Below are 22,228 nucleotides of genomic sequence, written 5' to 3'. Positions count from 1 at the left end.
GAAGCCCAAATATAATCTATTTTTCCAGAAAACAGGAGGTTCAGTGACTTACTTGGTTCAAGAAGAAAGAGGCTGTTTTATTCTTAATAAGCTATAATAATTTAATATTTTAGTCCAATAAGGTTTCTAACATGATCAAGTGTTTTTATAAGTTGCTTACTAAATTCAAAAGTCATAATGTCACTTTCTGTTTTGCCTTCTCTAAGTAAGTTGTTAAAGTGAATGGTTTCAAAATTATAACCAATAGTATTATAATCAAAATCTAAAGTTTTTTCATGACCATCGATAATTAATGTTACAGTAGTTGGGCAATGAAATTGAGTGTTAATTTTTATAATCCCTTTTTCACAATAAAAAATGGCTTGTGTTGGTAAAACTTCTAAAAGCGAACTTTTTAAATGTGCTTTTACGTTGTTATTATAATTAAAAAGCATGTGGCATGATGAGTCGGTGCCATTTTCAAAAAAGGTAGCAGATGCTTCTATATTTTTAGGTAAACCTAAAGTGGAAAGTGATGCAAAAATAGGGTAGATGCCAATATCTAACAAGCTTCCGCCACCCATAGATTTATTAAAAAGTCTGGTTTCAGTATTGTATGGACGTTGAAACCCAAAGTCACTTTCAATTTTAATGATTTCGCCATAAGTTTTGTTTTTCAACTCCTTTAAAACAAATTGATAATGTGGTAAAAAATAAGTCCAAAGTGCCTCCATAAGTAGCACATTTTTTTCTTTAGCCTTTGCAATCATGGCATCCACTTCATTGGCATTCATAGCAAAAGGTTTTTCTCCTAGAACTGCAATACCATTTTCTAAACACATGATCGCATTTTCTTTGTGTAGCGCATGTGGTGTTGCAATATAAACCGCATCAATATTTGGGTCTTTAGCTAAGGATTCGTAATTATCATATGCTTTTTTTGCACCATATTTTTCGGCAAAATCATTGGCTTTTTCTTGATTACGAGAAGCTACTGCGTAAAGTTCTGCATCGTTTATAGTTAAAAGATCGGTAGCAAAACTGTTGGCTATTCTTCCCAAACCAATAATGCCCCATTTGATTTTTTTAAGCGGTGATTGTTCTGTCATTTTTATTAATTAGTTGAAGCAAGCATGCAATGGCTATAACAATAGCACATCCCACAAAATTTAGCCATAAAAATGGCAGATTTATAACCTCATATTCATTAAGTAGGAATAATCCAATTACAATAATTTGAGTTATTAAAGCAGCTATAAAAACAGCCTGTCCTTTTACAAATTTAAAGAAAAAAGCTAAAAGAAAGATACCTAATACATTGCCGTAAAAAATGGAACCTATAATGTTTACTAACTGTATTAAGTTTTCGGCAAGATTTGCAACGCAAGCTACGCCAATAGCCATGATTCCCCAAGCAAAAGTAAACCACTTAGAAGCTTTTACCATGTGTTCTTCTGTTTTTTCACTCGTGTTTCGTTTGTATAAATCGATGGTGGTAGTAGAGCCCAAAGCATTTAATTCGCTGGAAGTACTAGACATGGCAGCACTTAAAATAACAGCTAGAAGCAAGCCTATTAGGCCACGCGGTAAATTATTCAATATAAAATGAATAAATACATAATCTTTATCATTGCTTTCAACTTTAATGTTTTTATTTTCTGAAGCTTTATCAATCAATAAACGAGCTTTGTTTCTAATAGAATCGTGTGCAGCATTCGCTATCGATATGCTTTTTGAATCTTTTATGCTTTGAGAAGTAATAAACGATTGAATATGTTTTTGTTTATCATTAAAAACGGTTTTTTGTTCTTTTTGAAGCTTTATAAATTCTTCTGAAAATTCAGAATTTAAAACAAGCTCCGTTGCTGTAGGATTAAAATTGATTGGTGCTTCATTAAATTGATAAAACACAAACACCATAACACCCACAAGTAAAATGAAAAATTGCATGGGCACTTTCAATAATCCGTTAAAAATTAAACCCAATTGCATTTCTTTAACAGACTTTCCAGATAAATAACGTTGAACCTGACTTTGGTCAGTCCCAAAATAAGATAGCATTAAAAATGTACCACCAATAACACCACTCCAAAAGGTGTAACGATTATTTAAATTGAATGAAAAATCTAAAATCTCCATCTTACCACTAGCTCCAGCTATACTTAACGCTTTACTAAAGGTAATATCCTGTGGAAGCTTATCAACTATTAAAAAGAAGGCAATGAGCATGCCAATAAAAATAACCACCATTTGGTGTTTTTGAGTTACGTTCACGGCACGTGTACCCCCTGAAACGGTATAAATAATTACTAAAACGCCTATTATAATATTTAGGGTTAGTAAATCCCAACCCAATACAACCGATAAAATAATGGCGGGCGCAAAAATAGTAATACCAGCAGCCAATCCTCGTTGTATTAAAAACAGGATAGCAGTTAGGGTTCTGGTTTTTAAATCGAAACGGTTTTCTAAAAATTCATAAGCAGTATAAACATTCAGTCGGTGGTACAACGGGATAAAAACCATACATATAACCACCATGGCAATAGGTAACCCAAAATAAAATTGGACAAAACCCATACCATCGTTAAAAGCTTGTCCTGGTGTTGAAAGAAAGGTAATAGCACTTGCTTGTGTTGCCATAACCGATAAACCAATGGTCCACCATTTAGACGTATTACCACCTTTTAAGTAATCTTGAACATTTTGACTGCCTCTGGTTTGCCAAGTACCATAAATAACAATAGCAAGTAAGGTGGCACTTAAAACAACCCAATCTATTAAGCTTAGTATTTGCATATTAAAAGGCTTGCATAATTAGGTAAAAGGCTATAAAATAGACGACATTCGCTATTAAAACTAAAGAGTAGAGTTTTAGCCAAGGTTGTTTTATTGGTTTGTCTTCCTTCATAACTAATTGTTTAATTTGGATTCTAACTTTAAATCTTCTTTACCAATAGAAAGCATGTTGGCGAATAATCTATACGCACCTGAAACACCTTCAGGAAATTCTCTAAAAAAGCTTAAACCCGTATAAATATAATAGCCTTTTCCATGTTTTGCAACCAATAAGCTACCATCTTTAGGTGTTTCATTTTTATCATTCATAGATAAAATAGGAGTGAAGTCTTTAGACCAAGAATCAGGAAAATACAAACCGCGCTCTTGCGTCCAACCTTCAAAATCTTTTTGGGTTATCTTATTTGGATAGTTTAAAATGGCGTGATTCGGACTTAAAAAACGAACTTCTGCATTCTCATCGGTAACTCTGTCTCTCGATAATTTTAAATCGTATGGAGCTATATTATCTATTTTTAAACCTCTACTGGTATTGTATTGTACAATCATGTTTCCGCCATTGGCAACAAAGTCAAACAAAAAGGGTTGTTTGAACTCTAGATTTTCAACCGTATTGTAAGCTCTTATACCCACAACTACCGCATCAAACTTACTTAAAGTTTCCGGGTTTATATCATCGGGTTTTATAGTTATAACGTTATAACCAATTTGTTGTAGACTTTCTGGAACAACATCACCTGCTCCAGCTATATAGGCTATCTTTTCACCTTTCTTTTTAATATCTAAACGTACCATTTTGCTTTCGCTTGGTAACAATACCGTTTGGAACGGAATGTGTTCGTAATTGATCTCTATAAGTTCTTTAGTGTAACTTTTATCGTTTATATGAACAATTGGATTTATATAACCTTCACTTTGATTTTTAGGAGGTATAACTGTAAATGTGAGTGTTTGTTCTTCACCTTTATGTGTTATGCTTACTTTTTGTTTTTCAGGAAATACGTTCCAATCTTTTGGATGGTTAATTTCAATAAAACCTTCTAAATGATCACGACCTGCTTTTACAATCACACTAATATCACGTTGATTATCATTGTTGAAAATGATGACTTTTTCTGAAATTTTAGCTGAAGCTTCTGGAATGATTTCAAAAGGACGGTACAATTCACCTTTATCTGGTTTTGCATAGCGATATACAACAGGTTTACTGAAAGTAATAGCAGTGTTATTTATTTTTAAATTGAAATTTATTACGATGGTTCTGGGTGTTTCGGGTAACCCAATTAATGCCGTGTTCTCAACTTCGTACATACCTAATGTGCCTTTTTTATCTAGCCAATATGGTGATGTATATTTTTCTTCAGTTGAAATATAGTATTCGGTTTCAAATTTTTCAGAATCGTTATTTTTTAATTCTAAATTTTTTGTAATTGTTTTTCCATCCCATTTCATAATACTTTCTAAAACAATATCTTGATTGCTTCTATTTAAAGCCTCTATATTAACTTTTATAGTTTGATTTAAGCTGCTTGTTGGTATTTCTGCTGAGGCTTCTAAATATAAACCAGCACACATTTCAATAATCGATTTTAACTCATTGGTTTTTTGAGTTTTCCAATGTTTGTCTTCGATGTTTTGGAGTAATTTATAGGCTTCTATTAATTGTGCTATATGAACAGATGGGTCTTTAAAGTTGAAATCAGTTTCAATGGCATATAGAATATCACCAATAGCTTTGCCGCCTTTAACGCGATTCCATGATGTATCAATACCATCAAATATATTTTCCTTATTCACTAATGGATCTCCTTTTAAAAACTCGATGTATTCTTTTTGAGTGCCACGTTGAGCTAAACGTCCGAAACCTTGACATAAATGTTGACTGCTGGCCAAAGAAGCTATTTCGTTATTTGACATTCCTTTTAATGGATAATAGGTACCAATATCAAAACTTAGCATGTTGCTTTTGTCCGCTTTGTCAAAGTCTTCCTGACTTCTATAAAACCAAGAGTTTGTATTAAAAAACAACCGTTTTGGTTGCCAAACACCAGCTTGTTTTAGTAAATCTGGAAATGCCGATTTATTTGCAGCCAAATCAAAAGCATCAAAACTTAACATGGCAGAACTCGTATGATGTCCGTGTGTGGTTCCTGGTGTTCTATGGTCAAATCGGTTAATAATAATATCTGGTTTAAGTGTACGAATGGCTAAAACCACATCACTTAAAACAGCTTCTTTATTCCAAATAGCTAAAGTTTCTTCGGGTTCTTTAGAATAACCAAAATCGTTTGCTCGGGTGAATCGTTGTTCGCCTCCATCTACACGTCTTGCGGCTAATAATTCTTGGGTTCTAATAACGCCTAAAAGTTCTCTTATTTCAGGACCAATAAGGTTTTGTCCGCCATCACCTCGCGTTAGTGATAAGTAAGTTGTTTTGGCTTTTACATGGTTTGACATGTATGAAATTAAACGGGTGTTTTCATCGTCTGGGTGCGCCGCAATGTATAACACAGACCCTAAAAAGTTAAGCTTTTGAATAGATTCAAAAATCTCTGAAGATGAAGGTGTTGTGGGGCTTTGGGCGTGTGAAAATGTAAAAGTTAAAAATGATAATATAAAAGTAAGTAGAACTCTTTGCATATTTGTTTAGTTAGCTAAAAATCAAATATAACAAAGTAATATAGGCTAGGTGGTGGTTTTAATGATTATTTAACGTTAGAAAGTCTTTTAGATTCTAGTCTTTAGTCTGTAGTTCGTCCTGTTGTAAATTAAGATCTAAACCCTGCAAATTTACCGTCTAATCAAAGCCACTTCTTCCGTTTAAAATAATAAAGCATACCTAAAAATATAATAACCATACTGCCCCAAAAAACAGGGTATGCATATTCATAATGTAATTCTGGGATATTGTCGAAATTCATTCCATATACGCCTGCAATAAAGGTTAATGGAATAAAAATAGATGCCATAATGGTAAGCACTTTCATCACTTCATTCATTTTATTGCTAATGGTGGTCATGTACATATCCATTAAACCCCAAATCATTTCGCGGTAAATATCTATGTTTTCAGATACTTGTATTATGTGGTCGTAAATATCGCGGTAAAAGGTTTTTGTTTTTTTAAGAATAAGTGGGCTTTCGTGTTTTTCAATACGATTAATAACTTCACGAAGCGGAAAAATGGCGCGTCGTACTCGAAGTATTTCTCTTTTTAAATCTTGAATATCTTTATTGATGGTTTTACTTACTTGTCCTGAAAAAATACAATCTTCAAAATCTTCAATTTTATCTCCTAACGCTTCAATAATGGTAAAATAATGGTCTACAATGGCATCCATCAAGATGTAAAGTAAATAATCGGCTTGTAAGGTTCGTGCTCTGCCTTTTCCTTGTCTGATGCGCTCTCTAACAGCATCAAATACATCGCCCTCAGATTCTTGAAACGATAATACATAACCCTTTCCTAATACAAAACTAACTTGTTCCGAAGTAATAGTGTCATTTTTATCTATATAAAGCATTTTTAGAACAACAAATAGGTAGTCATCATATTCGTCTATTTTTGGACGCTGAGAAATACTAACAATATCTTCTAAAACAAGTGGATGTAAATTATAGTGCGTGCCTAATTTTTCAATGTCTTCAACATGGTTTAAGCCATTAATATTAATCCATGTTACAGAATCTGAAAGTTTAAAGTTGAAAGCATCTTCAATGGTAGCCAGTTCTTTTTCGATACATTTTTCAACGTTATAATCAAAAACTTCAATAAATAATTTTTTAGTTGATTTTTCACCAGTATAAATCATACTACCGGGCGACTTTCCTAATTTTTTGTATTGCTTTTTAATTCTGTTTTTAGACATTTTATAAATATATATAATATTTAGATAAAATCTACACCATCATCTATAGCATCTTTTTTAATAAGTGTCACTGCTTTTTGTAGCATCAGATTATTTGGATAGGTAACAAGGTTGCCATTGTTTAAGCGCAGGTGTAATTGAAAGGCTCCAATATCTTCAATAATCGCTTCTATAGGAAAATCACTATCGTGAATTTGTATCTTATCTCCAACTTTATACGGAAATGAGAAAAACATAATAATTCCAGAAGTTACATTGCTTAAAATAGACCAAATAGCAAACAATCCGATACCTATAACAGCAAACACTGAAGAAAAAATAACGGCTAAATCTTCAAGTCTAGTGCCAAAAACAAAAGCTTCTATAAGTAATGCAATTAAAAACAAAGTAATAGTTACGTATCGACGAATGAGTCTTATTCTAGCCTCATTTATCTCATTCTTTCTGGCTATTTTGGTAATAGTAAAATTTGTAATGTATCTAATTAATAATAATGATAAAAGAACAAATCCTGTAATTATAAGTTTATTTTGATAATCTAAAAACATAAAAAAATCTAATTTAATTATTTAATAAAGATACCAATACTCTTAAATATCTAGGGTCTTATTTAGTTAACATTAACGATGTTATTTAATGTTTGGTAAACTATATGAGTGGGCAAGCCCATAACATTAAAATAAGAGCCTTCAATTTTCGTAACGCCAATAAGTCCAATCCATTCTTGGATGCCGTAAGCACCCGCTTTATCGAATGGTTTGAAAATAGTTATATAGTATAAAACTTCATCATCAGATAAATCTTTAAAAGTAACTTTTGTAACTGCATTTAATGTTTTTTCAAAAGTTTTTGTTGTAAAGCAAACGGATGTTATGACTTCGTGTGTTGTGTTGCTTAACGATTTAATCATTTGAAAAGCCTCCGTTTCATTTCTAGGTTTCCCTAAAGCTTTGTTGTTGTGCCATACAATGGTGTCGCTAGTAATTAAGATATCTTTTTCTTTTAATTCATTTTTAAAGGGTAAAGCTTTGAGTTGAGCTAAGTAATCGCTTATTTCAAAATGCCTTAAACGAGTTGGATATTCTTCAGCTATCGGTTTTAATCGAATTTCAAAATCTAACCCTAATGTTTTAAAGAATTCCTGTCTTCTTGGAGAGCCGGAAGCTAAGATAATATGGTAATCTTTTATTTTTTCGTTTAACATTATAATAAAATATACTTGTATAAAAGTAACGAAAGCATTCCAAAAAGCATCACTAATTTTAGCATGTTGCTAATATGATGAAAATCTTTTTTTGTGGAGGCATTAAAAAGCTTGATGGTAATATAAATTAACGGAGCTATTATAAAGATTAAAAAGTATAAAACTGCTATTTGGTTTTTATAAAGCGAGTTAACAACATAAGAACCCACAATAAATAAAGGGACGAAAGATAATGTAAATAATACTTTAGTTGCCCGTTTGGTACCAATAGCAATAGGCAAGGTGTTCATACCAGCTTTATAATCGCCATTTATATCTTCAAGATCTTTGGTTATTTCTCGAAGTAAATTAATAATGAATGCAAATACAGCATAATCGAAAATAATTTTAAAAAAAGTTAATTGTGTTTGCTGGTTGAAGCTTATTGTTGCGGGTAGTAACTCAAAAATGCCCACGATGATGAGTGATAAAGCGACTAAAACCGAAATAACAATATTGCCAATTAAAAGTGTTTGCTTTAAATAAGTAGCATACACATAAAGTAATGCTGAAATGATAACGAATAACGAGAAAAAAGCATTTCTATCTACCATATGCGATAAATAAAACCCGATGCTAACTCCAACTACATTAAAAATAATAAATAAGTTATATGCTGTTTTTTCTGAAATAGATTTTCCAACAATAATTTTATCTGGTTTATTAATAAAATCGGTTTCAATATCATAAATGTCATTAATAATATTACCCGCAGCAGCGATGCAAATGGTTGCTAATATTAATAAAACTATTCCTAAAGTGTTCAAACTTGTTGGAACGCCGAAAGGTTCTAAAAGGGCATATTTAATAAGTAATTGCACAATAGCAATCATTAATAAATTTTTCCAGCGGATGAGGTTTATGATGTTCAATGAAAAGGAATTAAATATTAGACATAAAGTTATCTATTAATAATTTAATAGAAAAAATAACTAAAATTAAAATCAAAATTAAAAGGACAATTGTTTTTCTTATTTGAAGTTTTTCAGCTTTCCTAATTTTATTCTTTATAATTTCTTTTTCAGCTTTTGTTAAGTCTTTATGAGTGAAATTGAGTTGAAAATGAGTTTGAGAGTTTTGTTCAAGAGTTTCTTTAAGAGAAGAGAATGCTTTTTTTGAATGTTGATTAAAAAGACCTTGATTGTTTCCAAAACCAATATAACCAAAACCGGTACTATGTCTTCTTCTATTTCTGCTCAATTCAATATGTTTAGGAATTCCAAAAAGGAATTATTTACTTAAATGAACCATTTCCCTTGTACTTTTAAAACCTGCTCAATAACATCTCTGGCAGCACCTTCGCCTCCTTTTTTATGTGATATATATTTAGAAATTCCTTTAATTTCAGGAATGGCATCTTGCGGACAACTAGGTAATCCAACTATTTTCATTACAGGATAATCAGCAATATCATCACCCATATAAAGTATGTTTTCTGACTTTATGTTATTCGTTTTTATGTAAGTTTCGAATTGTTTTATCTTATCGTGTGCACCAAGAAATACATCTTTAATGCCCAAACCTTCTAAACGTAGTTTAACACCCTCGTTGGTTCCTGCAGAAATTATAGCCACATTATATCCTGCATTTACAGCACATTTTAAGGCATAGCCATCTTTAACCCCCATGCTTCTTAATAATTCGCCCGATGTTGTTACTAAAACGGTACCATCGGTTAACACACCATCTACATCAAAAATAAACGTGGTAATATGATTTAAATATTCTTTATAACTTTTTTCTTCCATGAGTGCGTTGTATTGAGGTTGTTAATAGGTTGTAAATATCTTTATGATGTTGATCCTGTAAAAGTTTTAAATGCTTTTTTAAGGTTTTTTTATCGTTGCGTTTTGCAGGACCTGTTTGCGCCATATATGGCGATACGTCTTGTGCTTTTTTGGCGGTTTCTAGAATGAGTGGTTTTAAAAGGTCGAATTCAGCACCTTCACTTTCTGTTATTTCGTGCGCTACTCTGTAAAGTTGATTTGTAAAGTTATTTACAAAAACAGCTGCAAGATGCAATACTTTACGTTGGTCGGTATTTACTTTTTTAGTAGGGCTTCCAACAGTTTTGGCTAATTTTTTTAAAACTTGATAATCTTGATTTTCTAGTGCTTCAATACAAATAGGCACGTTTGAAAAATCGATAGGGGCTGTTTTGCTAAAGGTTTGTAACGGATAGAAAACACCACGTTTATGTTTTTTGTCAATGTCGTAAATTCCAGCTGCGCCAGAGGTGTGTACAACCAATCTATTTTCAAAAGGGAGTTGTGATGAAAGTGATTTAATAGCATCATCACTAACGGCTAAAATATATAAATCGGCGTCTTTAAGTTGAGTTAAGTCGTCAATGGTATCTATCTCATTTTTATAAGGTTTGATAATGTCAATACTTCTATTATACCATTGGACAACAGATACTTTTTCTGTTTTATTAAAAGCTTTAAATAAATGTGTGGCAACATTGCCTGCGCCGAGAATCACTACTGAAATCATATCGCAAAAATACATAAGTTATATTGAAAGTTAAATGTTAAAATCGGCAAAGTTTCAAAGCGGCAAAGTCACTTAATATGAATTGAAAAATTTTAATGATATTTTATCAATCTATTTAAATAATATGACTTTGAGACTTTACATTTTAGTGAGAATAATAGTTTAATTTTGTTTTTATGAAAAAGGATATTAAAACCAGAGATGATGTTTATTTATTAGTATCGTCATTTTATGTAAAAGTTAGAAAGCACGTTATTTTAGGTCCGTTTTTTAATGATGTTATAAAAGATTGGGATGTACATTTAGAAAACTTGACTTCTTTTTGGGAAGCGAGTTTGTTTTTGAAAACCAAATACTTAGGTAATCCGTTAGAAACACATGTAAAAGTAGATAGTGAAAATAATAACAGTATTACTGAATTGCATTTTGGTTTGTGGTTAAATCTTTGGTTTGAAACCATTGACGAACTTTTTGAAGGAGACTATGCTAATAATGCTAAACAGCGTGCTCGTAAAATGGGAACATTTTTATATTTAAAAATTTTTGAAGCAAGGCATAATCAATAGGAAGTTTTGAAAACATTTTACTTCTATTTAAAAAAGTTGAATCAAACTTGTGTTTTGTCTTCTGTAATATGGTCTTTTTTACAAACTTTAACACTTCAAAATAAACTTAAATACTTAAATTTGCCCGACCTTAAAATGGGTTCGTATTATGCAAAATAAACTCGCCAAAATTCTTTTTTCAACACGACTTACCGGTATTTTATTTATAGTATTTGCAGCAGCTATGGCTACAGGTACGTTTTTAGATGCTGGACAAGAAACATCACCAACGCCTTATACTAGAAATTTAATTTACAATGCTTGGTGGTTCGAGGCTATTATGGTGTTTTTTGTTATCAATTTTGTAGGTAATATTTTTAGATTTAAACTTCATAAAAAAGGAAAATGGTCAACCTTAGTATTGCATTTATCCTTTATTTTTATTTTACTAGGAGCTTTTATTACCCGATATATAAGTTTTGAAGGGATGATGGCCATTCGAGAAGGGGCTACCGAAAACTCATTTCTATCACAAAAAACATACATCACAACTTATATAGATGGTGATTATCAAATTGATGGTGTAGCACAACGTTTGCCTTTGGAAAAGGAAGTTGATTTTTCTGCACGTTTAGAAAACGATTTTAAAATTGAAACTAAATACGACCAACAACCAGTAACTATAGAGTTGGAGAAATTTATTAAAGGTGCAGAAGAAGATATTATTCCAGACGAAAAAGGCGAGAAATACTTAAAAATGGTTGAAGCAGGTGGAGGTGCACCACACAATCACTTTTTAAAAGTAGGAGAAGTACAAAGCATCCATAATATATTATTTGCGCTTAATAAACCAACGGATGGAGCTATAAACATTACCTATAATAACGACGCGCTTACTATTCAATCACCGTTTGAAGGTGAGTACATGGTTATGGCAACCATGGCTCAAGGCGCTTTAGTAAAAGATAGTTTACAGCCTTTAATTCTACGTTCACGTTATGTAATTGGCGATATGCAAATGGTATTTCCAAAGCCAGTTGTTAAAGGAGTTTTTGACATTGTTCAAAAATCAAAAATTTTAAAGAATGATGAAGATGGTGTTGTCTTAAAAGTAACTACAAAAGGCGAAACACAACGTATTGGTTTATTAGGAGGTAAAGGTATGAATAACGCATTCAAACAAGTTTCAGTTGGCGGTTTAGATTTCGCTTTTAAGTATGGTTCTAAAGTGGTTGAGTTACCTTTTGCTATTAAATTAAACGATTTTGAAGCTGAACGCTACCCAGGCACCGAAAATGGTTATTCGGCATATTCTAGTCAAGTAACGGTTATAGATGAGAAAGAAAGTAGTTATGATTATAAAATTTTTATGAATAACATTTTAGATCATGGCGGTTATCGCTTTTTTCAATCGAGTTTTGATCCAGATGAAAAAGGGACTATTTTGTCAGTAAATCATGATTATTGGGGTTCTTTAATTACTTATATAGGTTATTTTTTATTGTATTATGGGTTGATGGCTATTTTATTTGCAAAGGGATCTCGCTTTGGTGATTTAAAAAAGCAATTAGAAAAAGTTAAAGCCAAAAAAGCCAAATTATTAGGTGTTTTTATATTGTGTTTTGGGTTGAATTCATTTGCACAAACGCATTCTGAAGATGATGGACATAACCACAATTCGAAACCAACACAAGCACAAATAGATTCTGTTTTAGCAGCAAATATTACGCCAAAGGAACATGCCGATGCTTTTGGGCATTTGGTTATTCAAGATTTAAGTGGGCGCATGATGCCAGTGAATACCTATGCATCAGAAATGCTTCGTAAGTTAAGTAAAAATGATAGTTATGGAGATTTTGATGCGAATCAAGTATTCTTATCAATTCAAGAAAGTCCGATGCTTTGGTATAATGTACCAATTATATACTTAGCTAAGAAAAAAGCCGATTCTATCAGGCATATTATAGGTGTAGATGAAAGTGAAAAATATGTGGCATTAGCCGATTTTTTTACTGAGAGAGGCGATTATAAATTAGCACCTTATTTAGATGAAGCTTATAAAACAACAACACCTAATGGCTTTCAAAAGGAATTTAAAGAAGCCGACCAACGTGTGAATTTATTATATAATACAGTGGAAGGAATGTCGTTAAAAATATTCCCGATTCCTAATGATGAAAACAATAAATGGATCTCTGCTTTCGATTATAAAAATGATACTCATAAAATCCAAGACTCTCTTTATGGAAACTTTATAAAAAATGGTTTCAAAATGTATTTATACACATTAAATACAGCAAAACAATCGGGCGATTTTTCAGAAGCTACCAAATTATTAGACGCTTTCAAAAAAACGCAGCATCAATATGGTGCAGAAGTGATGCTAACCGATAAAAAAATAAGTACTGAAATTCTATATAATAAGTACGATATTTTTAAAAAACTATTTAGTTGGTATTTATATACGGGTAGTTTACTTTTTGTATTGTTAATTGTTCAAATTTTTAAAGAGAAAAGTAAAGCGTTAGATATTACAATTACCGTTTTTAAAGCTATCATTTTTGTTTTATTTATTTTACACACTTTAGGCCTGATTACACGTTGGTACATTTCTGGACATGCACCATGGAGTGATGCTTACGAATCTATGATTTATGTGGCTTGGTCCACCATGTTATTTGGTTTTATTGTAGGTATGAGTAAGAAAAAGGTGAAGATTAATAAAGGTGATATTTCAGGAATAGTATTGGCTGTTTTAGGAAAAAGAAATACGTCTAATTTAACCATAGCTGCAGGAGCTTTTGTAACTGCTATGTTGTTAATGATTGCTCATTGGAATTGGATGGATCCAGCCATTGCCAATCTACAACCTGTTTTAAACAGTTATTGGCTCATGATACATGTGGCGGTAATTGTGGCCAGTTATGGTCCGTTTACCTTGGGAATGATTCTAGGTGTAGTGGTATTGTTTTTAATGATCTTCACGACGGAAAAGAATAAAATAAAAATGGATTTAAACATTAAAGAACTTACCATCATTAACGAAATGGCGTTAACGGTAGGTTTGGTAATGTTAACCATAGGAAACTTTTTAGGTGGTATGTGGGCAAATGAGAGCTGGGGACGTTATTGGGGTTGGGATCCTAAAGAAACTTGGGCGCTTATAAGTATTATGGTTTATGCCTTTGTTATTCACATGCGATTAATTCCAGGACTTCGTGGTAGATGGTTTTTTAACTTAATGTCTATTGTGGCTTTTTCAAGTATTATTTTTACATATTTTGGTGTTAATTTTTATCTGTCTGGATTGCATTCCTACCAATCGGGTCAGCAAATTGCCAGTTTTAATGCTATCGCTATTGCTATTAGTATCATCGCTTTATTAGGTGTTTTAGCCTACCGAGGCTATGCAAAACATTATAAAAAGTAATTTAATTATGGCTAAAACAGAACGTGATAAGAACACAAAAAATAAAGCGAAGCATTCCAAATTAATGGTTCAAAAAAAGAACAAGAAAAAGGAACAAGAGCAGTTGCGAAAAGAAAAACTAAAAGCTATTATTCAAAAAGCAAAAGAGAATAAAGAGAATAGTTAATTAGTGTTCTTTGTAATGGTTTCAATTGTAACTCGACTAACAAAACCAGTTCTTTAAAACCATTTATTATGAAAATCTATTATTTGTTATTTATCGTTTTAATATCTTTTCAATCATGTTCTAGTTCAGACACCCCAATGATGGAGGCGGAAATGCAAATGGAAGAAGATGAAATGATGAATACTTCAACATTTGAAGGTGATTTTATGTCGAGTGCTCATCCAACTTCTGGAAAAGCTACAATAAATGAAGCTAAAACTATTTTATCTTTTACCAATTTTAAAACAGATGATGGTCCTTTATTGGAAGTGTATTTAGCAACAGATACTTCAGCTTCAACCTACATAACTTTAGGAGCTTTACAAGGTGTCAATGGTAATTATGAATATGCGCTACCTACTAATATAGATTATGCCGTATACAATCATGTTATTGTTTGGTGTGTTACTTTTTCGGTAAACTTCGGATATTCAGTTTTAAAGTAGTGTTTTAATTTTATCAAAACTAATTTCTTCAAACTTTTTAATCACTAAATCTGCTTTACTGTAATCTTGGTTTTTAGAGTGAAAACTATCAAAGCCAATGCAAAATACACCTGCACCTTTAGCTGCTAAAATACCATTGGTAGAATCTTCAATGACCATACATTCTTCAGGTTTAAATCCAGATAATTTAACGGCATTAATAAAAATTTCAGGATGCGGTTTGGATTGTTTTAAATCGGCACCACTTAGTTTGCCAATAAAATAAGGGTTTAAATCAAAACGATTAAAAATACGTTCAATACTTGGCATGGTGGCAGAGGATCCTAAAACCAATGTAACCCCATTACTGTGAAGGTCTTTGATTAAATTCAAAACACCTTCAATCAAATCGAAATCAACATTGTTATTAAAAACAGCATCAAAATGCTTTCTTTTTAAAGATACCAAATATTCTGGGGTTTCTTTTAAACTAAAAAGTTCACAAACTTGTTTACAAACATTTATAGTTGATTTTCCCGTAAACGTTTCATATAGTGTATCGCTCACTTCTACATTTACATCATTAAACATTTTATGGTAAGCATAATGATGAAGAGGTTCACTTTCAATAATAACCCCATCCATATCAAAAATCACAGCTTTTAGCATTTCAATTTTATTTTTTGCGAAGATATAAGAATAGTCTAAATAAGCCCAATAAAAACAATGAGGTTGTTTTTCCTAAGTCACCTCTTAATCAAATGATTTAAATTTTTACTATTTCAACTTACTTTCGTCTAAAAAACTTTATGCATTTTTACAGGGTAGAGCAGGATAGTGTTAACAAAAATTATGTTCAATTTTACAGTATATACTTTTTTACGCATATTTTAAATGGAAAGAATACAAGCAACATATCTTATTGAAACACCTTATAAGGTAGAACAAGCCGCTGCTGTACTTGCAGGCGAGCAATCTAGTGGAACTTTTGTATCGGTGCCTGGAGAAACCGATGAACTTAAAACACGTTTTGCTGCTCGGGTTGAAGCCATTGAAGTATTAGGAGAGGTTTCTGCACCGAGTATGCCTGGTGAAATAATTGATAATAAAACCTATACACAGGCTAAAGTGACTGTGTCTTGGTCTGTTGAAAATTTTGGATATAACATACCAACACTCATTTCAACACTTCAAGGCAATTTATACGAATTACGTCAGTTTACAGGTCTTAAGTTAGACGATTTCGAATTGCCAGAGTCTTATAAGAATCATTTTAAAGGACCTAATTTTGGAATGAAAGGCACTAAAGAGCTCGCTTCGGTTGGCTTAGAACGCCCCATGATTGGAACTATAATAAAACCAAGTGTGGGTTTAACCCCAGAATACACAGCCAATTTGGTTAAAACTTTGGCAGAAGCAGGTATTGATTTTGTTAAAGATGATGAACTCTTAGCGTCTTCAGGAAATTCACCTTTTGCAGTAAGGGTTGAACAAATTATGAAAGTGATTAATGATTTTGCAGATAAAACAGGTAAAAAAATCATGTATGCCTTTAATATTACCGGCGATTTAGATACCATGAAAACCAATTATGATACGGTTGTAAAAGCAGGAGGAACTTGTGCCATGATGAGTATTAATAGTATAGGTTGGGCAGGCGTAAAGCAGGTTTGTGATTTTGGGGAGCTCTCTATTCACGGGCATAGAAATGGCTGGGGTATGTTAAATAGACATCCGCTTTTAGGTATAAATTTTCCAGCATACAATAAAATTTGGAGATTGGCAGGTGTCGATCAAATGCATGTAAATGGTATAAAAAATAAGTTTTGGGAGTCTGATGACGCTGTGGTTCGTTCCATAAAATCATGCCACACCCCCTTTTTAAATAATGAATCGGTTATTCCAGTAGTGTCTTCTGGTCAATGGGGCGGTCAAGCTTTTGAAACCTATAAAAGAACCCAAACCACCAATTTGCTTTATATGGCAGGAGGTGGAATTATGGCACATCCTTCTGGTCCTGCTGGTGGTGTTCGCGCATTACACCAAGCTTGGGATTCGGCTGTAAAAGGGATGACTTTGGAAGAAACAGCAAAACAGTATAAAGAGTTTGGAGAATCTGTTGTTAAATTTGGTTAAGCTTCATGGAAAAGACTAAAGATATTTTATTAGCTTTTTATGGTGATGATTTTACAGGTTCTACTGATGCTCTCGAATTTTTAAGTAGAGCAGGAGCAAAAACCGTACTTTTTCTAGAAAATCCAACTATAGAACTTCTTACGCAATTTAAAGATTTGGATGCCATTGGTGTTGCAGGAATGACGCGTGCTATGGTTCCTGATGAAATGGCTAGCGTTTTAGATAAAGCCTTTCAATCTTTAATACAATTAAAACCACGACATGTCCATTATAAAGTCTGTTCAACCTTTGATTCTTCACCCGAAATAGGTAATATAGGAACAGCCATTCAATGTGGAGTACGTACTTTTAATAATGAATTTACGCCTATTTTAGTAGCTGCACCAAATTTGGGTCGTTATGCCGCATTCGGACATTTATACGCACGTATGGGCATTGGTAGTCAAGGTGCTATTTATAGATTAGACAGACATCCGTCTATGAGTAAACATCCTATTACACCTTCACATGAAAGCGATTTAAGAATGCATCTGTCTAAACAAATCAATCAGCCTATGGGATTAATTGATTTGGTTGATTTGGGTAAAAATATTTTAGAAATAAAAGAAAAACTTTCAGAAGAAATAGAAGCAGGAAACCATATCGTGTTTTTTGATGCGATGTACGAAAACCAAATGCAAATTCTAGGAGAAGTTATAGATGCTAAAGTTGATGAAAACACACCGCTTTTTTCAGTCGGTTCATCAGGTGTAGAAAAGGCTTTGGGTGACTATTGGGCAAAAACAGGAAAATTAAAACAGCGAACAGATTGGGAAGTGTTAGAAGAATGCCAACCTATGTTGGTACTTTCTGGAAGTGTATCTCCTGTTACGGCATCTCAAATTAATTGGGCAGTAGCTAACGGATTTGAAGAAATATCAGTTTCAGTTGAAGCTTTAGAAAATGAGGATTCAGAAGCACGTTTAATTAATGATTATCAAGAAAAAATAACCAGTTACTTAAAAGCAGGGAAAAGCGTCATTCTTCATACCTCCAAAGGACCTGAAGATACTCGATTTCAAGAAACGAAAGCATTTTTCAATAAGAAAGGTTGGGATGAACAAATGATTCGTTCGCAAACGGCAAAACGTTTCGGTAAAATTTTAGGTCAATCAGCAAGACGTGCCTTAGAGCAAGTTCCAGTGAAGCGTTTAATTATTGCAGGAGGCGATACGTCTAGTTATGTAGCCAGAGAATTGGGTATAAAAGCAGTAGAAATGATTGCACCGGTTTTTATTGGAGCTCCTATGTGTCGTGCATTGGCACCAAATTCACCAGTAAACAATATAGAAGTTAATTTAAAAGGCGGGCAAGTAGGTGATGAAACCTATTTCGGAGCATTACAAAAAGGAAAAAAATCAATTTAAAACATAAATTAAATATATCATGGCAAAAACATTAGCATTAATACATACCTCGGCAACTTTAGTGCCTTTATTTCAAGAGTTGATTGATAAACACTTAAAAGGAAAAGACATTAAAATATTTAATATTGTTGATGATAGTTTAATAAAAAACACCATTGAACGCGGTAAAGTAACACCTGATACCTCACGTAGAGTTGTAAATTATATCGGGTCTGCCGAAGAAGCTGGGGCCGATTATATCATGGTAACCTGTTCCTCTATAGGTGCAGCGGTTGAAAGTTCGGTGCCATTAACAAAAGTACCTGTTTTACGGGTCGATCAACCGATGGTAGATAAAGCAGTGCAATTAGGAAAACGCGTAGGAGTGATTGCTACGTTGCCAACAACCTTAGAGCCTACAAGCGATTTAGTGAGAAGACGCGCTGTTATTTTAAATCAGGATGTAGAAATAACCTCTAAACTTTGTGAAGGTGCTTTTGAAGCTTTAATGGGCGGAAAACCAGAAGTACACGACCAAATGGTGGCTTCAGCATTAAAAGAATTAGCCGAAAAAGTAGATGTTATTTTATTAGCACAAGCGTCTATGGCAAGAGTTGTAGGCCAACTTTCAGAAGCCGATAAAAAAGTACCCATTTTAGCGAGTCCAGAAATTGCTATGGAATATTTAGCTAAAATTCTGTAATCGATGAAGCAGGTTGAAAAATATATATTGTGGATTGGACTTATTTCGGCGGTTACTCTTTTGTTAGCTGTATTAATTAATTGGGATAATTTAGTAGCACCTTTATCGGTAATTTCAGCTGTTACTTTAGCTGTAGGTATGCGGTCTGTAGCCTCCTTAAAAAGCTATCAATACACCGCATGGATTTTAGTAGCCATAGTCTGTGGTATGTTTTATCCATCTGCTTTTTTACAATGGGGAAGTTTCGATCTTCGTAACAAATGGCTTATTCTTATTGTGGTTCAGGTGGTTATGTTTGGTATGGGAACCCAAATGAGTATCAAAGATTTTTATGGGATTAAAACCATGGGGAAAGGAGTGCTTGTAGGTGTGTTGTGTCAATTTACCATCATGCCTATAGTGGGGTACATGCTAACACGTATATTTAATTTTGAACCTGAAATTGCAGCGGGTATCATTCTTATAGGTTCATGTTCGAGCGGTTTGGCTTCAAATGTTATGGTTTTTATAGCAAAAGCGAACTTAACCCTTTCAGTAACATTAACAGCGGTAGCAACTTTATTAGCACCTATTATGACGCCATTAATGATGAAACTTTTGGCTGGTACTTATGTGGAAATTGACTTTTTAGGGATGTGTGTTCAAATTATTAAAATAGTGATTGTACCTATTGGAGCAGCTTTACTTTATGATGTTTATTCACAAGATTTAAAAGGAGCTAGGAAACGTATAAATACAGTCTTTTTTGTAGCATTGGGATGGTTAGTTGCTATGATTTCTGGACTTTGGGATTTTATTGAATCCTCTTCATCAGAAAGCACTATGCAATTGGTAGAATTAATCAACTTTATTTTTGGAGCTGTTATAGTGGGAAAATTATATTATCATTTGGTTGCGTTCAAGCCTACAATCCATAATTTCATGCCCATACTTTCCATGTTTGGTATTGTATATTTCACAACAGTAACTACTGCTGCAAGTAGAGATCATATCCTTACTATTGGTGTTTTTATACTATTAGCGTCTATCATACATAATGCATTAGGTTATACATTTGGTTATTGGATAAGTAGAGCCCTAGGTTTAGATAAAAATTCATGCAGAACTGTGGCTTTAGAGGTCGGTTTACAAAATGGCGGGATGGCATCTGGTTTGGCAGGCTCGATGGGAAAACTGGCTACGGTTGGTTTAGCTGCGGCTGTTTTTAGCCCTTGGATGAATATTTCAGGCTCTTTATTGGCAAATTATTGGAGGAAGAAAAAAGAAAAAGTTTCTAAAGAAGCATAAGGTTTCTTGGGCGTTACCACAAGGGTCGGGCTTTTCACTATATCTTTTTTTCGTACCTCAAAAAAGGATGCCGTTTCAATCCCTAACGCAATTTAGAATCCTATTCAAATATTGTTTAAATTTGATACATTAAAACTGATTTTCAAAGATGACAAAAGGACGATTAGAAGCATTTACCGATGGTGTTTTAGCTATCATTATCACCATCATGGTATTAGAATTAAAAGTACCACATGGCGGTGCTTTTGAAGATTTAAAACCTTTGTTACCCATCTTCGGAAGTTATATTCTTAGCTTTATTTATGTAGCTATTTATTGGAACAATCACCACCACATGATGCAAACAGTAAAACATGTTACAGGAACCATCTTATGGGCCAATATGCATTTATTGTTTTGGCTCTCATTAATTCCATTTGTATCGGGTTGGATGGGTGAAAATCATTTCACCACCGCTAGTGTGTTTTTGTATGGGATTGTTCTATTGGGTGCGGCTATTGCTTATTTTATATTACAATATTTAATCATCAAAAATCATGGTGAAGGTTTTATTTTATCAAGAGCATTAGGTAAAGATATAAAAGGAAAAGTCTCTCCAATTCTATACATTATTGGAATTGTTTCAGCATTTTTTAATGTTTGGTTGAGTGGTTTTATGTTTGTTTTTGTAGCTGTCATGTGGTTAATTCCTGATAATCGTATTGAAAAAACACTTAATAAAGAATCTAATCTCTAAAAAATAAGTTATCAAAAATAATCCTAATTTTCATTCTAAAAATAAACATAAATCGGGTTACGATATGGATGCATTATGTAATGCATTCCCTAATTTATCTCCATTTGTATTTGAAAACACGTTTCAAACAAAAACCATAGATTTTGCAAATCCGAAGGCCGTTAAAGCCTTGAACACAGCATTATTAATAACGTATTATGGTATTAACTTTTGGGAATTTCCAGATGCTAATTTATGTCCACCCATTCCTGGTCGGGTAGATTATATACATCATCTTTCCGATTTATTATTAGCTTCAAAAATAACCCAAGATATTTCTATTTTAGATATAGGTACAGGTGCGAGTTGTATTTACCCTATTTTAGGACATGCGGAATACAAATGGAAATTTACAGGAGTGGATGTGGATGAAAAATCATTAAAATCTGCTGAACGTATTATAAATAAAAATAAACTCAGTGCTTCTATTTCATTCCTACTTCAAAATGAGGCCTCTCAAATTTTTAAAAATGTTTTAAACACCACCGATAGGTTTTCAGCCTCTATGTGTAATCCACCTTTTTTTAAATCGGAGGAAGACGCTTTGCAGGCTACTACCAAAAAACTAAAAGGTTTGGATGGTTTAGAAAATCAAGTAGTTCGGAATTTTTCAGGAACTCACAATGAATTGTGTTATAAAGGAGGTGAAAAAGCATTTCTCCATACTTATTTATATGAAAGTTCTTTATTTAAACAGCAGTGTTTTTGGTTTACAACCTTGGTTTCTAAAAAGGAATTGGTAAAAGGCATGTACGACTCTTTAAAGAAATTAGGAGCAAAAGAAATAAAAACCATCCCTATGGGTCATGGCAATAAAATATCAAGAATGGTGGCTTGGACATTTTTAAGCCCAGAGGAGCAAAAAGAATGGAACTCATAAAGGTTGATTTTTATATTAAATAGATACCACCTATCCTGTTGTATAGTTATTTTAGAACGCCCCATTCTCAT

21 protein-coding genes are annotated in these 22,228 nt (G+C 32.9%); 10 read left to right on the top strand and 11 right to left on the bottom strand.

Annotated elements, in window-relative coordinates:
* Positions 1-101: 101 nt before the first annotated feature.
* From QLS71_RS18625 to QLS71_RS18580, 10 genes are all read right to left on the bottom strand, one after another.
* Positions 102-1,088 (bottom strand): Gfo/Idh/MocA family oxidoreductase, encoded by a 987-nt coding sequence (locus QLS71_RS18625; protein WP_308992223.1) that lies wholly within the window; start codon positions 1,086-1,088, stop codon positions 102-104.
* Positions 1,066-2,778 carry a sodium:solute symporter gene (locus QLS71_RS18620; protein ID WP_308992224.1) on the bottom strand — a complete coding sequence of 571 codons (1,713 nt, stop codon included), beginning with the start codon at positions 2,776-2,778 and terminating at the stop codon, positions 1,066-1,068. Before QLS71_RS18620 ends, QLS71_RS18625 begins: the two co-directional genes overlap by 23 nt.
* A 114-nt stretch (positions 2,779-2,892) precedes the next feature.
* Positions 2,893-5,418, bottom strand: coding sequence for a PIG-L family deacetylase (locus QLS71_RS18615; protein ID WP_308992225.1), 2,526 nt, complete (start codon positions 5,416-5,418; stop codon positions 2,893-2,895).
* Between the two features lie 161 nt (positions 5,419-5,579).
* Positions 5,580-6,647, bottom strand: a complete 1,068-nt coding sequence (gene corA, locus QLS71_RS18610) for a magnesium/cobalt transporter CorA (protein WP_308992226.1) — start codon at positions 6,645-6,647, stop codon at positions 5,580-5,582.
* A 20-nt stretch (positions 6,648-6,667) separates the two neighbouring features.
* Positions 6,668-7,195, bottom strand: coding sequence for a mechanosensitive ion channel domain-containing protein (locus QLS71_RS18605; RefSeq protein WP_308992227.1), 528 nt, complete (start codon positions 7,193-7,195; stop codon positions 6,668-6,670).
* A 62-nt stretch (positions 7,196-7,257) separates the two neighbouring features.
* Positions 7,258-7,851 carry a Maf-like protein gene (locus QLS71_RS18600; protein WP_308992228.1) on the bottom strand — a complete coding sequence of 198 codons (594 nt, stop codon included), beginning with the start codon at positions 7,849-7,851 and terminating at the stop codon, positions 7,258-7,260.
* A complete protein-coding gene (locus QLS71_RS18595) occupies positions 7,851-8,762 on the bottom strand; it encodes a geranylgeranylglycerol-phosphate geranylgeranyltransferase (RefSeq protein ID WP_308992229.1) in 912 nt (303 codons plus the stop codon). Before QLS71_RS18595 ends, QLS71_RS18600 begins: the two co-directional genes overlap by 1 nt.
* A 10-nt stretch (positions 8,763-8,772) precedes the next feature.
* Positions 8,773-9,090 carry a hypothetical protein gene (locus QLS71_RS18590; RefSeq protein WP_308992230.1) on the bottom strand — a complete coding sequence of 106 codons (318 nt, stop codon included), beginning with the start codon at positions 9,088-9,090 and terminating at the stop codon, positions 8,773-8,775.
* Positions 9,091-9,128: 38 nt separating this feature from the next.
* Positions 9,129-9,638 carry an HAD-IIIA family hydrolase gene (locus QLS71_RS18585; protein WP_308992231.1) on the bottom strand — a complete coding sequence of 170 codons (510 nt, stop codon included), beginning with the start codon at positions 9,636-9,638 and terminating at the stop codon, positions 9,129-9,131.
* Positions 9,619-10,386 (bottom strand): DUF2520 domain-containing protein, encoded by a 768-nt coding sequence (locus QLS71_RS18580; protein WP_308992232.1) that lies wholly within the window; start codon positions 10,384-10,386, stop codon positions 9,619-9,621. Before QLS71_RS18580 ends, QLS71_RS18585 begins: the two co-directional genes overlap by 20 nt.
* A gap of 176 nt (positions 10,387-10,562) precedes the next feature.
* Between QLS71_RS18580 and QLS71_RS18575 the strand changes: the two genes are divergently transcribed.
* From QLS71_RS18575 to QLS71_RS18560, 4 genes are all read left to right on the top strand, one after another.
* Positions 10,563-10,952: a group III truncated hemoglobin gene (locus tag QLS71_RS18575; RefSeq protein ID WP_308992233.1), complete on the top strand. Its 390-nt coding sequence runs from the start codon at positions 10,563-10,565 to the stop codon at positions 10,950-10,952.
* A gap of 148 nt (positions 10,953-11,100) precedes the next feature.
* Complete coding sequence (ccsA, locus tag QLS71_RS18570; RefSeq protein ID WP_308992234.1) at positions 11,101-14,361, top strand: cytochrome c biogenesis protein CcsA; 3,261 nt, start codon at positions 11,101-11,103, stop codon at positions 14,359-14,361.
* Positions 14,362-14,368: 7 nt separating this feature from the next.
* Positions 14,369-14,527, top strand: coding sequence for a hypothetical protein (locus QLS71_RS18565; protein ID WP_308992235.1), 159 nt, complete (start codon positions 14,369-14,371; stop codon positions 14,525-14,527).
* Between the two features lie 68 nt (positions 14,528-14,595).
* Positions 14,596-15,012, top strand: a complete 417-nt coding sequence (locus QLS71_RS18560; protein WP_308992236.1) for a DM13 domain-containing protein — start codon at positions 14,596-14,598, stop codon at positions 15,010-15,012.
* Here QLS71_RS18560 and QLS71_RS18555 read toward each other — a convergent pair.
* Positions 15,004-15,660, bottom strand: coding sequence for an HAD-IA family hydrolase (locus QLS71_RS18555; protein ID WP_308992237.1), 657 nt, complete (start codon positions 15,658-15,660; stop codon positions 15,004-15,006). The two genes, QLS71_RS18560 and QLS71_RS18555, sit on opposite strands and share 9 nt — an antisense overlap.
* Before the next feature lie 225 nt (positions 15,661-15,885).
* Between QLS71_RS18555 and QLS71_RS18550 the strand changes: the two genes are divergently transcribed.
* From QLS71_RS18550 to rlmF, 6 genes are all read left to right on the top strand, one after another.
* Positions 15,886-17,127: a ribulose-bisphosphate carboxylase large subunit family protein gene (locus tag QLS71_RS18550; RefSeq protein WP_308992238.1), complete on the top strand. Its 1,242-nt coding sequence runs from the start codon at positions 15,886-15,888 to the stop codon at positions 17,125-17,127.
* Between the two features lie 5 nt (positions 17,128-17,132).
* Positions 17,133-18,533, top strand: a complete 1,401-nt coding sequence (locus QLS71_RS18545) for a four-carbon acid sugar kinase family protein (protein WP_308992239.1) — start codon at positions 17,133-17,135, stop codon at positions 18,531-18,533.
* Positions 18,534-18,552: 19 nt separating this feature from the next.
* Positions 18,553-19,215 carry an aspartate/glutamate racemase family protein gene (locus QLS71_RS18540; RefSeq protein WP_308992240.1) on the top strand — a complete coding sequence of 221 codons (663 nt, stop codon included), beginning with the start codon at positions 18,553-18,555 and terminating at the stop codon, positions 19,213-19,215.
* Between the two features lie 3 nt (positions 19,216-19,218).
* Positions 19,219-20,502, top strand: coding sequence for a bile acid:sodium symporter family protein (locus QLS71_RS18535; protein ID WP_308992241.1), 1,284 nt, complete (start codon positions 19,219-19,221; stop codon positions 20,500-20,502).
* A 148-nt stretch (positions 20,503-20,650) separates the two neighbouring features.
* On the top strand, positions 20,651-21,238 hold the full coding sequence (locus QLS71_RS18530) for a TMEM175 family protein (protein WP_308992242.1): 588 nt from the start codon (positions 20,651-20,653) through the stop codon (positions 21,236-21,238).
* Between the two features lie 10 nt (positions 21,239-21,248).
* Positions 21,249-22,157 carry a 23S rRNA (adenine(1618)-N(6))-methyltransferase RlmF gene (gene rlmF / locus QLS71_RS18525; protein ID WP_308992307.1) on the top strand — a complete coding sequence of 303 codons (909 nt, stop codon included), beginning with the start codon at positions 21,249-21,251 and terminating at the stop codon, positions 22,155-22,157.
* The last annotated feature ends 71 nt before the right edge of the window (positions 22,158-22,228 follow it).

It is taken from the genome of Mariniflexile litorale (genome assembly GCF_031128465.2).
In the GTDB taxonomy this organism is placed as follows: Bacteria; Bacteroidota; Bacteroidia; order Flavobacteriales; family Flavobacteriaceae; genus Mariniflexile; species Mariniflexile litorale.
This window is presented reverse-complemented; position numbering and strand designations above follow the sequence as displayed.

Coding starts and splice junctions, on each gene's coding strand:
- QLS71_RS18600 (WP_308992228.1), bottom strand. CDS start 7,851: ATGTTAAACGAAAAAATAAAAGATTACCATATTATCTTAGCTTCCGGC.
- QLS71_RS18615 (WP_308992225.1), bottom strand. CDS start 5,418: ATGCAAAGAGTTCTACTTACTTTTATATTATCATTTTTAACTTTTACA.
- QLS71_RS18540 (WP_308992240.1), top strand. CDS start 18,553: ATGGCAAAAACATTAGCATTAATACATACCTCGGCAACTTTAGTGCCT.
- ccsA (WP_308992234.1), top strand. CDS start 11,101: ATGCAAAATAAACTCGCCAAAATTCTTTTTTCAACACGACTTACCGGT.
- QLS71_RS18535 (WP_308992241.1), top strand. CDS start 19,219: ATGAAGCAGGTTGAAAAATATATATTGTGGATTGGACTTATTTCGGCG.
- QLS71_RS18565 (WP_308992235.1), top strand. CDS start 14,369: ATGGCTAAAACAGAACGTGATAAGAACACAAAAAATAAAGCGAAGCAT.
- corA (WP_308992226.1), bottom strand. CDS start 6,647: ATGTCTAAAAACAGAATTAAAAAGCAATACAAAAAATTAGGAAAGTCG.
- QLS71_RS18575 (WP_308992233.1), top strand. CDS start 10,563: ATGAAAAAGGATATTAAAACCAGAGATGATGTTTATTTATTAGTATCG.
- QLS71_RS18560 (WP_308992236.1), top strand. CDS start 14,596: ATGAAAATCTATTATTTGTTATTTATCGTTTTAATATCTTTTCAATCA.
- QLS71_RS18530 (WP_308992242.1), top strand. CDS start 20,651: ATGACAAAAGGACGATTAGAAGCATTTACCGATGGTGTTTTAGCTATC.
- QLS71_RS18625 (WP_308992223.1), bottom strand. CDS start 1,088: ATGACAGAACAATCACCGCTTAAAAAAATCAAATGGGGCATTATTGGT.
- QLS71_RS18620 (WP_308992224.1), bottom strand. CDS start 2,778: ATGCAAATACTAAGCTTAATAGATTGGGTTGTTTTAAGTGCCACCTTA.
- QLS71_RS18585 (WP_308992231.1), bottom strand. CDS start 9,638: ATGGAAGAAAAAAGTTATAAAGAATATTTAAATCATATTACCACGTTT.
- QLS71_RS18550 (WP_308992238.1), top strand. CDS start 15,886: ATGGAAAGAATACAAGCAACATATCTTATTGAAACACCTTATAAGGTA.
- QLS71_RS18555 (WP_308992237.1), bottom strand. CDS start 15,660: ATGCTAAAAGCTGTGATTTTTGATATGGATGGGGTTATTATTGAAAGT.
- QLS71_RS18545 (WP_308992239.1), top strand. CDS start 17,133: ATGGAAAAGACTAAAGATATTTTATTAGCTTTTTATGGTGATGATTTT.
- QLS71_RS18580 (WP_308992232.1), bottom strand. CDS start 10,386: ATGATTTCAGTAGTGATTCTCGGCGCAGGCAATGTTGCCACACATTTA.
- QLS71_RS18605 (WP_308992227.1), bottom strand. CDS start 7,195: ATGTTTTTAGATTATCAAAATAAACTTATAATTACAGGATTTGTTCTT.